Source organism: Sphingomonas sp. 1F27F7B (assembly GCF_005503355.1).
Classification (GTDB): Bacteria; Pseudomonadota; Alphaproteobacteria; order Sphingomonadales; family Sphingomonadaceae; genus Sphingomonas.
The window spans coordinates 1-13162 of the sequence record NZ_SCMK01000036.1; the positions used below are offsets into that span (position 1 = coordinate 1).

The window sequence follows — 13162 nt, forward strand, 5'->3', positions numbered from 1 at the left end:
GTGAATTCCGCCAGCTCAACGATCCCATGTCGCGCCTCAAGCTCGCTAATTAGCCGATGTTCGCATTATGTCTGCCAAATCGTTGTCTGGCGCACAAACCTTGAGGTGACGCCGACTTGCGCTTGCACCACGCGCGCATCGACCGGCGAAGCCACATCGGCCCGCTGGGTCGCTATCGCGTCCCCCAGCGAGTCCACACGGACCACGTAAGGGATGAATTTCGACTGACTGCCAATCGCTATGATGCCGCCGACAGCGGCGAGGACGATCAGCATCGAAAGGATTGCCATAGTCTGCCACAAGCGCCGCGAGGCAGCGATGCCGCCCACATGCTCATTCCATTGCCGCCGCGCGTTCAGGTAGGGGTTGGGATCAACCGGGGCGCTTTCCGCAGCTCGCCGCCCCCGCAGCTTGTCAAACAGACTCATGCAGCTTCTCCGAGGTATAGGGGGCCGCCGCCGCGCGGCCGATATTGATGGTGGATTCGACGCCACGGATGGCCAGCCACTCGTTGACCCATGCCGGGCCATAGGCCGCTTCAAGGGCCTTAATGGTGGCGATGGATTCCTTGTCGGTCGCGCCGACGAAGGACAGGGCCACGGGGCCTAGCGCCAGCTCAAAGAGCCGCCGCCCCTGTTCCGAGAGATAGTAATATTGGCGCTTGGGGATGGCCGTCGCCAAGATTTCAATCTGGCGTGTATTGAGGCCCATGCGTCTGTAGAGTTGGGCGGTATCGTCATCGCGCGCATAGACGTTCGGCAGGAAAATCTTGGTCGCGGTGGACTCCACGATAACGTCAAGGATGCCCGAATTTGCGGCGTCAGACAGACTTTGCGTTGCCATGAGAACAAGGCAGTTGGACTTGCGCAGCACCCGGAGCCATTCGCGGATTTTTGCCCGGAAGGCGGGATGCCCCAGCATAATCCATGCTTCATCAAGGATGATCGCGGCAGGCTGACCCTTCAAAGATCGCTCGATACGCCGGAAAAGATAGAGGAGGACCGGAAGCGCGTATTTTTCACCGAGGTTCATCAGCTCCTCGACTTCAAACACGGTAAATTCCGACAGGCTAAGGCCGTCATGTTCCGCATCGAGAAGATGGCCCATAGAGCCGTCCACCGTGTAGGCGCGGATCGCCTCGCGCACTGTTTCATCCTGAATCGTGACCACAAATTCAGAGAGGGTTTTGCCTCCGCTGGCGTGCATGTTGACGATGGCGTTGCCGATTTCGTTGCGTTGCGCGGGCGTGGTCGCCACGCCATTGAGGGCTAGGATTGTGTCGATCCAATCCATAGCCCATGCGCGATCGGACTTGGTTTCGAGGAATTGAAGCGGGCAGAAGGCGAGCTTTTCGTCATCCCCGGCGACGGTGAAATGCGCCCCGCCTACCGCCTTCGCCAGCGGGTAGAGCGACAAGCCCTTGTCGAACGCGAAAATGGACATGCCGGGATAGCGGCGGAGTTGGGCGGCGAGCAGGCCGAGCAGCGTTGACTTGCCTGCACCCGTGGGGCCGAAGATGAAGCTATGTCCCACGTCGCGGACGTGGAGATTGAGCCGGAACGGCGTGGAGCCGTTGGTGACGCCAGACATGAGCGGGGGCGAGCTTGGCGGATACATCGGGCACGGCGCATGATCGAGGCCGGTCCATATCGAGCTGGTCGGCATCAGATCGGCTAGGTTCATGGTGTTGATGATCGGGCGGCGGACGTTTTCGACGCCATGCCCCGGCAGCGTGCCCAAGAACGCCTCTAGGTTGTTCACCGTTTCGATACGGGCCGCGAAACCGAGGGCGTTGATAGCCTTTTCAAGCTGGCGCGCCGCCTGTTCCACCTTATCGCGGCTTTCGTCAGTCAGGACGACGACGCCGGTATAGTATCCTTGCGCGATCAGGCCGGAGTTGACTTCCTCCAGCGCATTATCGGCATCGGCCACCATCGAAAGGGCGTCCTGATCTATCTTGCCGCTGTTGGTCTGGAAAACCTGATCGAAGAAGCCGCGAACTTTTTGCCGCCACTTTTTGCGGAAATCCTCAAGGTGTTTCACAGCTTCATGGAGGTCCATAAAAATGAACCGCGTGGACCAGCGATATTCAATCGGCAGCTCGCCCAGCGCCGAGAGGATGCCCGGCGTCGATTCCATCGGGAAACCTTCGATCGCTACCGTCTGGACGAACTTGTTGCCGATGCGCGGGATTACGCCCGTCCACATTTCGACACCGCCGATGATGGAATCGAGATACATCGGGTTCGAGGGCAGCACGACCGGATGGTTTTTGCCGGTGACGCAGAATTGCAGCCACCGCAAAAAGTCGTCGTGCGTCACGGTCGAGCCGTCCTCATTCTCGACCGTGTGACCGCGAAGGCGGGTCAGCTTCACGGCCGAGGACAGACGGCTTTCAAATGTGGTGATTTCGCGCTTGAAGCGTTCAACCAGGTCGGCCGTGCGTTGCTTGTTGTTCGGCCGCTCCCGATCGTCGTCAAACATCAGCTCGACAAACTTTTGCTCCGCTATGACCGGAGGGAAATAGGTCGCGGTAATGACGAAATAGCCCTCATACATGGTGCCGAGGGACTGGAATAATTCGCGCCTTTCCTGATCTATGGCGTCCGTCACCGGGTCAGGGAAATGCGACAGGCCCGCAGCCGAGTAGGCGGCAGCAGGGCGGCGCGGCGCGTCCACATGGATCATCCAGCCATTGCCCAGCCCGGCGAGAGCTTGGTTGATCCGAAAGCTGACCATATCGCGCTGGCGGTCGGTGGAGCTGGCGTTATCCTCGCCCTCATAAATCCACGCGGCCATGAACGAGCCGTTCTTGCCGACGATTACGCCATCATCGACCATCGCCCCATAGTTGAGCAGATCGGCAAGCCCTTCATCCTTGGAGCGATGCCGGGCCAGCTTGCGTTCGGCCGCGTTTGCGAAGGACGCGAAGGCGAGGACCGCGAGCAGAGCCGCACCGAAGATCGCTATGACGACAGCGATTGTCTGGATCATTTCTTCTTCCCCGGTTGCCGGTAGCGGCGGAATTGCAGGCGGCCGTTCTTTCGGAAGGGCGTGGAGTGGGCCGGGTAGTAGGGGCGATAGGTGCGGTGCCGCATGTAAACGAACCGCATCAGCGGGTCGGATTTCGCCATGAGACGGCAGGCCCACACGCCCGCGAACCAGATCAGCAGGCCAGCGGCCCACGCCTTCAATGAATTGATGGCCGGAACGATCAGCGCCATCGACGCTAGGCCCGTGAGCATGACCAGCTCGCGGTCCCCACCCAAAAACAGATTGTTGCGGACGCCAGAGCGGCGAATAGGCACTGATCGCAGAGCCATGTTGACCGGCCCTCCCCTTTAGCCTGCCAGCGCGAGCGAAGCGGTGCCGGTAATCACCGCACCGCCGCCCGTGATGGAGGACAGGACCGAGTTAGCGCCGACGAGCATCGAGGCGACGAGGACGATCAGCAGCAGCGTTCGCACAAAGCCGTTGAGATCGCCGCCGAAGATCAGGACGCCACCGGCAACGACGATGCCGACGAGGGCGAAGGTATAACCGACGGTGCCGGTCATCGACTGGCGAACCTTGGTCAGATAGGACTCGTAAGGCAGGCCGCCCGTGGTATCCGAAGCCCAAGCCGCGTGAGGCCAGAGCAGGAGCATGACGAGCGCCAGCCCCAGCATACCCCATATGAGCGCCTTACGGCGGGCGGCGGCGTCATTCCAAAACAACGTCATATGTCTTGCTCCTTCACAGTTTGCGCAAAATGTATTTCCCATCCACGTAGCCCCCGACTTCCAGCAGGCTTTCAATGCGGCGACCCTCTGGCGTGCGCGCGATGTGGACGATCAAATGCACCGCATCACCAATCAGCGGCTCAATCGGCCGTGGTGAATCGGGGTGCATACTGATGAGCATTTGGAGCCTGCTAAGGCCCGCTTCGGCGTTGTTGGCGTGCAGCGTGGCCGCCCCGCCCTCATGGCCGGTGTTCCACGCCATGAGCAGGTCAAGGGCTTCCGGGCCGCGCACCTCGCCCACAAGGATACGATCGGGCCGCATCCGCAGCGTGGTTTTGAGCAGCGCCGTCATGGTGATTTGCGGGGACGTGTGGAACTGGACGTAGTTTTCAGCGGCGCATTGAATCTCGCCCGTATCTTCAATGATTACGAGCCGTTCGGTAGGGTCCGCGTCCACCATCCCGTTGATAATGGCATTCACTAGCGTTGTTTTGCCGCTGCCGGTGCCGCCAATCACCAGAATGTTGCGGTGCGCGCGGATAGCCTCATGGATGAGGCGGCATTGCTCCGCCGACATAATCCCGCCCTCCACATATTGTTCGAGGGTGAAGATCGCCACGGCCCGCTTTCGGATGGCGAAGGTCGGCGCGGGCACGACCGGGGGCATCTGCCCGGCGAAGCGAGAGCCATCTATAGGAAACTCGCCTTCCAGAACTGGCGAGGCCCGCGTCACTTCCTTGTTGTGATAGCCAGCGACCGCCTTGACGATCGCCTCGGCCCGGCTTGGGGCGACCTTGCCGATGCAGATCATGCGTTCGCCAAGGCGTTCCAGCCATAGCTTGCCATCGGCGTTCAGGATCAGCTCAACGGTCTTCGGGTCGGCAAGCGCATCCAGCATAAGCGGTTGCATCGAGCGGCGAAGCATCTCCTTTGCACGCTCTTTTACCGTATCTTGAGCGGGTTCGCCCTTGGCCTCCATGAAGCACATCCCTGCCAAAACAAAATGGACGCAAGGGATATACCGGAATTTTCATGGAGGCAACCAGAACGATTGCAAAGAATTAGGTTCAGATTGGCGGGATTGTCAGGACCGACGCAACTTAGCGTGGGCAGCCTTGTGCCATTGTGCTATCTGAAACGCTTGATGATCCGTGACGATAGCGGAAACGCGCTTATAACCGGGAGGAAGCCCCAGCTTTTTATCTTCTTTTGATAAGGTATCGGCAAGGCTGGCGTCCCAGCCATCGGTCCCGATAGGAGGCGGTTCCAGCAGCGCGACAAGCGGGACTTCCAGAGCATTTGCGATGGCGGCGATTGTTTCGAGCGACGGGTTTCCCTTACCGGCTGTAACGTCAGATACGAAGGACACAGACAGCCCCGCGTTCTCCGCGAGGTCTTTTTTCTTGAGCCGTCTTAAGGCCAAGAAGCGGTTAATGTTAATCGCGAGAACCTTCCGATACACAGGTTCGGTTTCTTTCTTCCGCAAGGGGGTTGGTTTTAGCCGCTAAAATTCCGGGTAGCTGCGGAGGATATGCCGGAGCGCGCCAGAAAGGAAGCGGTATGACGCCGAATATGATTGTTTATAGCATCATTTTTGGACGAGCCGGGCAGATCGCGGGCACGCGAATGGGGGCCGCCAGCGAGCGAATAGAAAGAAGAAAGCGGCCCGCGAGAGACAAGATCAGGCTCCTATAAAATTGTCTCTGGCGTCCATTTTGTAAACGCTCGCGCCATCGAACGCAGTCCCCAAGGTTCTAGTTGTCCGATCAGCCGAGGCGGGCGAAGTTAGAAAGAATCGACCAACGGTAAGCGCGCGAGAATTTGACTCGTAGTGGCGATCCATCCGGTTCGGGGGTTGCTCTAGCCTTATCGTAACTAGGGGATTGGCCGTAAAGATCGCTCCCTTAGTTCAGCGTATCTTCCCGACACTGAAAACGCACTTAACACAAAAGTTGCTAAGTGCTTACATCGCGCCTATTACGTCGAATCATGGTTTCTAAAGCCTCCAACGATTCGACCGTGCGCGCTAGGCTCGCAATGCGTGAGCGCGCCAAGCGACAAGATGCCGCTGGCTATCGCCGCGTCACGATTGCCTTGTCGCCGCCCGCTATCGAGGTCGTGGAGAGGGTGAAGGCTAGCAAAGGTTACAAGTCCCGCGAGGCCGCCATCAACGCGATCCTAGAGCGGATCGGGGACGATATGTTTCTGCAACAGGAGTTTCTGGCCGTGAGTGGATAAGAAAATGCCCGGCTCGAAGCCGGGCACCCTCAAAACCGATATGTGGAAAGCGTTGGCGCGCTTCAAGGTCCACACCTTACGACCCCCCACATAACGGTTTTCGGACTTAGGTTCAAGGGCGCTTGATTCGCGCAACGGGATTTTTTTGCCTGTCTCCCGGCCCTTCGCAAAGGAGGGACGACGATGAGTGACACCAGAAGAAAAGGGCCGCTGGCAATCGGGGAGCTGACCCAGCAGCTTTTCGGCCGAGCCTATGGCGATCGAAGCCGGGGCGGGAAGCACATCACCAAGGCCCGCGTGCGCGGCGGCAGCAAGGAGGCTGGAAGCGAGGTAGAAAAGGGCTTCCTCGCGGCGCGGGACACCAAGACACGCAAGGGATGCTGGCGCGCTATCAATCTGGCGTTTGAAAAGGGCCGCGCCTTGCGTGCGGAGCTGCGGCGCGAACCGCGCGAGATAACGCAGTTCGAGCACTATTGCATGAGCATCACCAATTCCACGATCCGGGTCTATCAAGCCCTGTTGCGGATGGAGGAGCGTTTCAGGGGCAACGTAGTGCCCAGCTATGAAATGATAGCCGAATGGGCGACCGTCTCTAGGGCCACCGTCGCAAGGGCCTTGAACGCCCTTACCAGCATCGGCTTGCTGGCGCGCCTGCGGCGTTACGTCCACACCGTTACAGAGGACGGGGCGCGATCAGAGCAGACCTCCAATGCCTATCGGGTGGAATTGCCGAGGATGCTTCTCGAATTGCTCGACCGACGCAAGCGCCCTGCCCCGGTGCCCGACGACGAGGCCCAGCGCCTACAAGATCGGCTTGAGGACGAGGCTTGGATGCTCTCTCGGTTGAGCAAGGCCGATTACATACGGGAGACGACCACATGCAAGGCCACGGCGGAAGCCCTAATCAGCCTTTGGAACGGCATTTGCGCCCGCGATGGCGTTGAAGCCTAGCCGTGAGTCTCATAATGGTTCTGAACCTCCCCTTGAGTTTATTTATCTAAGGTGATGCGGAGTTGCGCTAGTCGCGCAACGCTTAATTGAGACTGTTTGAACACCAAAAAGGGGGTAAGGCTCCGATTTGGGGAGCTGACATGCGTGTCCATTCGGGGCGCGGATAGCGGCACTCTGTAAAACTGCGGGGCAGCGACCAAATATGCCTTGCGATGGAGGCCATTTTAGCGGCTAAAAGATTTTCATGGCGGGCGAGCGTAACTTGACAGCAACCGGGAAACTTCCATTATATCGGATATGGCCGGGCTATGGTGCCAAGGTCGAAACCGGAGAAGTCCGATGAGCAACAGAGAGAGAATTGCCGCCGTGCTGGTTGGCGAAGAAGACCGGATTATGTGCCTGCCCCGGCTGTTCGGGCTGGCGCGCATGATCGAGGTCGAGGCCGTCACCTATGGCTATATGTCCAAGCTATCCGCCGATTACACGGGCGCATATTGGCATTTCTACACCCTATCGAACGGCGGCTTCTACATGGCCCCCGGCGATCAGCCCCAATATCGTCTGGAATGGGACGGCAACGGCTTCTCTGGCGACGTTTCGGCCGACGCGGCGGGCCTCATAGCCACCCTGTTCATGCTGGGGCATATGCACGAAAAATACGGCGAGGATCAATTTGCCCAGCTCTTTGCGCGGGCATCTGCCTATGCCGCCCAACATTCGGAAGCGGGGACGATCGGTGCCGCGCTCGACTAGCACCACAGGGGGCCAGCGTGCCCCCCTTCCCTTCCCTTCCCATCGGGCATATTCCTCATTCGGCCGCCATGAGGAGCAACGCCAGCGGAGGAACAGACGCGCGCATGATTGATGTTCGGCCAGATTGCCTATTGCCCGCCGATCAGGGGTGGCAGCAGCCGACGCCGGATGAGGTAAGGGCGATCCTCAAAGCAGCGGACATGACAGGCGGCAGCGCGTCCAAGTTTCTAGGCTTGAGCAATACCCGCGTTATTCGGCGCTGGACGGGCGGCGACGATCAGATTCCCTATTCGGCATGGGCGCTGCTGTGCGCGGCTGCGGGTTTGGGAAATATTTGGGAACGCCAGAACGACGATTTTAGCGGCTAAAATTGTTGCCGTTCGGACTTTACGGGGGCTTGACACGGTTCGGGATGCTGTCATTATATCGGTTGTGACCGGGCAACCCGCCAAGGTCGAAACCGGAGTATTCCGATGAAAGCGAAAATTCCCCCGCTGCCCGCACGTTTTGCGGTCATGCGGCTTCCCAATCCTCCACCCGCATGGGAGGGCAACCGCGTGGATTACGTCATTGCGGCCGTCTGGACGTTCGGAGTCCTGATCTGGACCGTCGCGCGCTTCATCATCCCGCTTGTCGTTTTCTGGCAGTTCTGCCGGATGCTCTGGTATTGGAACACGCCAGATGTTCATGCCGGTTGGCAGTTCCTCGCCTATTACGCGGTCTATATCGCCCTCTACATCTTCCTTGGCGTCTATGAGCCGAAGCTATACCGCGAGAAGAATCGCGGCAGGCGCAATGGATAAACGCTTGAGCGCGTCGGCCTTTGAGCGAGCTGCTGGACGGCTCAATATCGCGGCGCGTCCGCTCGACATGGCGCGCGCCGTTCTGGTGGACGGTGAAGCGCAATCGGCCGTGGCGAAGCGCGAAGGCGTGTCCCGCAATGCCGTTTGTCTGGCGGTCAACCGGATTTGGAACGCGCATAGCGAGGTTCCCGAAGGTTTCGAGCGTGTGACGGCGATTTTACCGAAACATAAAGCCTTCCTTGTGCGGCAATGGCAGCGCGAGGCGGTGGAAAGATTGGACGCCAAACGATGAAAACACTTGTCATAGCGAACCAGAAAGGCGGCGTTGGTAAAACTTCAACGACCGTTCATCTTGCCTATTACTTCAAAGAACAGGGATTGAAGGTCGCAGTTATTGACTTGGACACCCAAGGAAATGCCAGCTTCACCCTTGGCGAATATGATAGCGGAGCCTTGGCGAGCGGCCTTTTCGATGCCGTGTCACAATTCGACCTGGCTAACGCCGAGGGGATCGCTGTCTTTTCCGCCGACGCGCGGTTGGCCGATCTTGAGAAACTAGATCTCGGTGCGGCTGCTGGCGCGTTCAAGCGCAGTCTGGCCGTGATCGAGGCGGAAGGCTTTGACGTGTGCCTGATAGATACCCCCCCTTCCCTTGGGGTCCGAATGGCAGCGGCGTTGCTATCGGCCGACTTCGCCGCCTCGCCCATCGAGCTTGAAGCCTACAGCTTGCAGGGCATTGAGAAGATGGTGACGACGATCGCCAATATCCGGCGCGCGAACCCGGCGCTGAAATTCCTTGGCATGATACCGAGCAAGGTTGATGGCCGGAATCCCCGTCACGGGCAGCACCTTGACGAGCTGACCCGTGCTTATCCCCAGTTGGTCATTCCGACGCCGATCGGGAACCGGAGCAGCGTTGCGGACGCGCTGGCGTCGGGCGTGCCGGTTTGGTCGATCAAGCGGACTTCGGCGCGGAAAGCGGCGCAGGAAATGCGAGCGATGGCCCGCCACATTCAGGAAAAGATGGAGATTTGACGATGGCCGACAACACCGAGGACAAGAAGCCGGGCAAATCGTCCACCAAAGCCGCGCAGAAGCCCACGCAGAACGCGGGGCTAGGGTTGGAGGGGTTGGGCGACCTTTCGAGCCTCCTAGCCTCTCCTGCGGCCCCGGAGGGCGGTTCTGGCGCTCCGCTCGAATTGGAGCTGGCGCTGATTGACGAAGACCCGAACCAGCCCCGCAAGCAGTTTGACGAAAATTCGCTGGCGGAAATGGCTGATACGATCAGGGAGCGCGGCGTGAAGACGCCTATTTCCGTTCGGCCCAATCCCAAGGTGGAGGGGCGCTATCTCATCAACCACGGCGCGCGCCGCTATCGCGCGTCCCTGTTGGCCGAGAAAGTGACAATTCCGGGCTTCATCGACCCCGATTATACCGAGGCCGATCAGGTCATTGAGAATTTGCAGCGGGACGCTCTCACGGCCCGCGAGATTGCCGACTACATCGGCCGCGAGCTGGCCAACGGGAAAAAGAAGGGCGAGATTGCCAAAGCCATCGGGAAATCCCCGGCCTTTGTCACCCAGCACGCGGCATTGCTCGATTTGCCGGAGCCGATCGCCAAGGCGTTCCAGAGCGGGCGTTGCAAGGACGTGACGTTGATCTATGACCTTGTAGGCCTCCACAAGAAGCATAGCGAGGGCGTGGCGCGCTGGCTGGCCGATGCCGATCAGGAGATTACGCGCGGATCGGTGCGGCTCTTGAAGGAGTTCCTTGAATCCGGCTTGAGCGGCGAGGACGAGGAGGAAGCGGGCGACGGCGAGGGCAGCGGCGGAGCTGGTGACGACGCCGGGGCCGGGGAGGAGAAGGAACCGAAAGAGGAAGACCCGCTAAAGCTGAAAAAGGCCATTGTGCAGGTTTCCCATAACAAGCGCCCTGCCCGTCTGATCCTGAATAAGCGGCCCTCGCGCGATGGCGTGGCGTGGATCAAGTATGAAGACAGCGGCGAGGAAACCGAGGCCGATCTTGGAAAAGTGCAGCTTCTTGCGCTTCTTGAAGGATAGGCCCCTACCCTCCCCAGCCTTACAGGCCCCGCTTGCGCGGGGCCTTTTTTATGGCGCGAGAGGTAGGAAAATCGGATATAGTGCAAGCTGGAAATTTTAGCCGCTAAAGGAACGGCCATGCAGGACACGCCGATTGCAGACCCGGACAAGTTTTCGCTGGACGAGGGAACGGGCGACCCACAGGCCGACGCCGACCGTCTGTTAGACGAGGCGCGCACGCTGGATAGTCAGGAAACGGCAGCTATCGCCACCGCGCCAACCGAGGAAACCTATAACGCCCAGCTACAGACGGTCATTGAGGAGAAGGTTGAACAGGCGAACCAGATCGAGGACCGCCTAGAAAGCATGATGGAGCAGCAAACCGCCCGTTTGCAGCAAATCCAGCAGCAGCCCCCCGGCTTCCTGTCCCTGCCCGGCAAGCGCCAAGCATGGCAGGCGCGGATTGCCAACGCGCAAGCGGCCGTGCAGCGGATCGCGGTAAGGCTGGAAGCCGTGCGCGAAATCCGCGACGGCATGGCCGTTCACGGCCCGCGCGTGGAGACGATCGCAGCGGCGAAGCTCGAATATCGAGAGCCGAAACTTGTCGATGATTTCGAGGAGCTGATGCAGGCACGCCGGTTGCATGAGCTGCACATGCGCGCGGAGCGGGAGAAGGAACAGATCAGGGAAAAGACGGTCGAGCGCGGGGCGGACGATCGGAAACCGGCAGGGCGCACGCTCGCGCGCGGATTGGCGAGAGACGGGGGATAGCGCGACATGGGGGAGGGGCCTTCGCTGGCGTCAATGATGGAACAGCGCAGCGGCCAACACTACCAGCGCCGCGATCAGCGTCAGGCCCGACGCTAGGAGATTACGGTTAGCGACGGCCCGGCCATCGTTCAGGGGCTTTTGCAGCCCCGTCCCGATATGCTCCCCCACTTCCTTGATGATCGCCTTCGCTGCGGCCTCCATACGCTCGTTCATGGCGGCTTCCGAGGCATCCAGCGCCGCGTTCAGCACCGATTCCGCCTTGTCGGTGATGGCAATCGACCAACGATTGCTCATGTCTTCCAGCTCGCTTTTGAACGCCTTTAGTTGCTCCTCCTGCGCATCGGCGCTTTCGCCCAGCAACATCGCGTTGATGGTTTGGAGGATCATCAAGGGATCATCGGCGGACAGCGTGACCCCGTGCTGGCGCGAGATTTCCGCGATCAGCGCCGCGATTTTTTCGTGATCGGCCATTACACGACCTTAGCCTTGTCGAGTTCGGCAAAGACCGCATCACGAACGCGGCCGAGGCGGTGACGCTGCATCAGGGCTATGTCGCCATCGGCAAGCGTTTCCTCAAAAGTCTTGCGCGCGGCCAGCATGTCCCGAACGTCCGCCCCGAAGGTTTCCTTTTTCAGATCGGGAAGGGTGACGATTGCGGCGACCCGATCCTTTAGCTCCCGGTAGGCTTTGAGTTGTTCAAAGCTCTTACCCTCTGCCTCCACAGGCCCATGATAAGGGTTGAGCCACACGACGATTGCAGCCGGATCGGGGAAGGCTTCGGCTACCGAGGCGAAGCCTTGAAGCGTGTCGATCAGCGATTGCCCGCCCACGATAATAGTGTGCAGGATGAGCTTATGGCCCAGATCGGCAATCACGTCTGGCGCGCCGTTGTCGAACATATAGGAGGATAGGGCGCTGTAGCTGCTCGCGCCGCTGTCAATGACCACCGATTCCTTGGAACCGGCGATCATTTCCATCATCGCGTCGAATTTGCGCGGGTTTATGTCGCCGTTTTCCAGCAGCTCGACCTTGGACACGTTGAGGGACTGGAACCCGGCGAGGGTGGCGTTGATCGGATCGGTATCAATGCAGAGCGGGCTTTCGCCCCGCTTGGTCAGATATTGGGCGAGCATCGAGGCGGCGAGCGATTTGCCGACGCCTCCCTTGCCCTGCAAAACTATGTGGACGTTGCTCATACCAAATCCTCTTTGTTCGGAGTGGCCGGGTGGTTGAAGCGCGCCGGTTTGGGCCGGGGCGGCGGATCAGCGTCGGCCGAAGCCGCCGCTGATCGGGAAGGGGAGGGGGGCGCTGGCGCTGCCTTGGGCGGTTCCCCGGTAGCTGGCGCGCGATACCGGCGAACGAATTTGGCGAACCACGCATAGCCGAAGCTAATGCGGCCTTCCTCCGTCAGCAGCTCCCATATGCCGCGCACCGGCCATCCTTCCGCAAGGGCTGCATCTATGTCCGATCGAGCCGCGAGGAATTGTGCGAGGTTCCGGTTTTTGCCCCCCGGCTCCCGTGAGGCCGCCCGTTCGCGCAATCGCTCCGTGAAGGATTTCCCGCTGTCTGTCATTTCCACCTACGATATTTTTCGGCGCACAATCGGCTATAAAGCGTTCATAAACCGGCTACGATCCGATGAACTCCCGCTATATCCTATTTTTCTGCCAGATTGGGCCGGGTGGCGCTAGATATTTTCGGGGGTGAACGATATATGATCGTTCCAGCAACAGTTTCTATTTGGCGTCTAAACGTCGAAGACGGGGCAAGATAGGTGATGGAGGCATCCACGCAAGCGCGGATACCCCCATCACTCCCCTTATTCGCGCCGGGGGCGCTCAACGGGAATCTTGCTCTGCGAGGCCGCCGCTACCGCAGCGAAGGG

18 protein-coding genes are annotated in these 13162 nt (G+C 59.7%); 9 read left to right on the forward strand and 9 right to left on the reverse strand.

Annotated features, from left to right (window positions below):
• Positions 1 to 65: 65 nt before the first annotated feature.
• From FFS08_RS21875 to FFS08_RS21900, 6 genes are all read right to left on the reverse strand, one after another.
• Entirely contained in the window at positions 66 to 428 is a 363-nt protein-coding gene (locus tag FFS08_RS21875; protein ID WP_249341288.1) for a VirB8/TrbF family protein, read from the reverse strand.
• Positions 415 to 2994 (reverse strand): VirB4 family type IV secretion/conjugal transfer ATPase, encoded by a 2580-nt coding sequence (locus tag FFS08_RS21880; protein ID WP_137865029.1) that lies wholly within the window; start codon positions 2992 to 2994, stop codon positions 415 to 417. The genes FFS08_RS21875 and FFS08_RS21880 overlap by 14 nt, the downstream gene beginning before the upstream one ends.
• Positions 2991 to 3323 (reverse strand): conjugal transfer protein TrbD, encoded by a 333-nt coding sequence (locus FFS08_RS21885; RefSeq protein ID WP_026149854.1) that lies wholly within the window; start codon positions 3321 to 3323, stop codon positions 2991 to 2993. Before FFS08_RS21885 ends, FFS08_RS21880 begins: the two co-directional genes overlap by 4 nt.
• 18 nt (positions 3324 to 3341) lie before the next feature.
• On the reverse strand, positions 3342 to 3722 hold the full coding sequence (locus FFS08_RS21890; RefSeq protein WP_137865028.1) for a TrbC/VirB2 family protein: 381 nt from the start codon (positions 3720 to 3722) through the stop codon (positions 3342 to 3344).
• Positions 3723 to 3735: 13 nt separating this feature from the next.
• Entirely contained in the window at positions 3736 to 4701 is a 966-nt protein-coding gene (gene trbB / locus FFS08_RS21895) for a P-type conjugative transfer ATPase TrbB (RefSeq protein WP_137865027.1), read from the reverse strand.
• Between the two features lie 105 nt (positions 4702 to 4806).
• Positions 4807 to 5184 (reverse strand): helix-turn-helix domain-containing protein, encoded by a 378-nt coding sequence (locus tag FFS08_RS21900; protein ID WP_026149852.1) that lies wholly within the window; start codon positions 5182 to 5184, stop codon positions 4807 to 4809.
• A 575-nt stretch (positions 5185 to 5759) separates the two neighbouring features.
• Between FFS08_RS21900 and FFS08_RS21905 the strand changes: the two genes are divergently transcribed.
• The 9 genes from FFS08_RS21905 (at position 5760) to FFS08_RS21945 (ending at position 11277) form a co-directional block, all read left to right on the forward strand.
• Positions 5760 to 5960, forward strand: coding sequence for a hypothetical protein (locus FFS08_RS21905; RefSeq protein ID WP_137865026.1), 201 nt, complete (start codon positions 5760 to 5762; stop codon positions 5958 to 5960).
• A gap of 183 nt (positions 5961 to 6143) precedes the next feature.
• Positions 6144 to 6911 (forward strand): GntR family transcriptional regulator, encoded by a 768-nt coding sequence (locus FFS08_RS21910; RefSeq protein ID WP_137865025.1) that lies wholly within the window; start codon positions 6144 to 6146, stop codon positions 6909 to 6911.
• A 339-nt stretch (positions 6912 to 7250) separates the two neighbouring features.
• Complete coding sequence (locus FFS08_RS21915) at positions 7251 to 7664, forward strand: antirestriction protein (protein ID WP_137865024.1); 414 nt, start codon at positions 7251 to 7253, stop codon at positions 7662 to 7664.
• Positions 7665 to 7768: 104 nt separating this feature from the next.
• Positions 7769 to 8032: a KorC repressor protein gene (locus FFS08_RS21920; RefSeq protein ID WP_137865023.1), complete on the forward strand. Its 264-nt coding sequence runs from the start codon at positions 7769 to 7771 to the stop codon at positions 8030 to 8032.
• Between the two features lie 105 nt (positions 8033 to 8137).
• Positions 8138 to 8467 carry a KleE stable inheritance protein gene (kleE, locus tag FFS08_RS21925; RefSeq protein ID WP_006954201.1) on the forward strand — a complete coding sequence of 110 codons (330 nt, stop codon included), beginning with the start codon at positions 8138 to 8140 and terminating at the stop codon, positions 8465 to 8467.
• A 4-nt stretch (positions 8468 to 8471) separates the two neighbouring features.
• On the forward strand, positions 8472 to 8759 hold the full coding sequence (locus FFS08_RS21930) for a TrfB-related DNA-binding protein (RefSeq protein ID WP_249341287.1): 288 nt from the start codon (positions 8472 to 8474) through the stop codon (positions 8757 to 8759).
• Positions 8756 to 9502, forward strand: a complete 747-nt coding sequence (locus tag FFS08_RS21935; RefSeq protein ID WP_137865021.1) for a ParA family protein — start codon at positions 8756 to 8758, stop codon at positions 9500 to 9502. The genes FFS08_RS21930 and FFS08_RS21935 overlap by 4 nt, the downstream gene beginning before the upstream one ends.
• Positions 9503 to 9504: 2 nt before the next feature.
• On the forward strand, positions 9505 to 10527 hold the full coding sequence (locus FFS08_RS21940) for a ParB/RepB/Spo0J family partition protein (RefSeq protein ID WP_137865020.1): 1023 nt from the start codon (positions 9505 to 9507) through the stop codon (positions 10525 to 10527).
• A 117-nt stretch (positions 10528 to 10644) separates the two neighbouring features.
• Entirely contained in the window at positions 10645 to 11277 is a 633-nt protein-coding gene (locus FFS08_RS21945) for an IncP plasmid survival protein KfrC family protein (protein WP_019053941.1), read from the forward strand.
• Positions 11278 to 11307: 30 nt separating this feature from the next.
• Here FFS08_RS21945 and traM read toward each other — a convergent pair whose 3' ends face one another.
• From traM to FFS08_RS24375, 3 genes are read right to left on the reverse strand one after another with little or no spacing between them, the layout of a single operon-like run.
• Positions 11308 to 11748, reverse strand: a complete 441-nt coding sequence (traM, locus tag FFS08_RS21950) for a conjugal transfer transcriptional regulator TraM (RefSeq protein ID WP_019053940.1) — start codon at positions 11746 to 11748, stop codon at positions 11308 to 11310.
• On the reverse strand, positions 11748 to 12473 hold the full coding sequence (locus FFS08_RS21955; protein ID WP_026149851.1) for a nucleotide-binding protein: 726 nt from the start codon (positions 12471 to 12473) through the stop codon (positions 11748 to 11750). The genes traM and FFS08_RS21955 overlap by 1 nt, the downstream gene beginning before the upstream one ends.
• Complete coding sequence (locus FFS08_RS24375) at positions 12470 to 12850, reverse strand: TraK family protein (RefSeq protein ID WP_158011146.1); 381 nt, start codon at positions 12848 to 12850, stop codon at positions 12470 to 12472. Before FFS08_RS24375 ends, FFS08_RS21955 begins: the two co-directional genes overlap by 4 nt.
• Positions 12851 to 13162 lie beyond the last annotated feature (312 nt).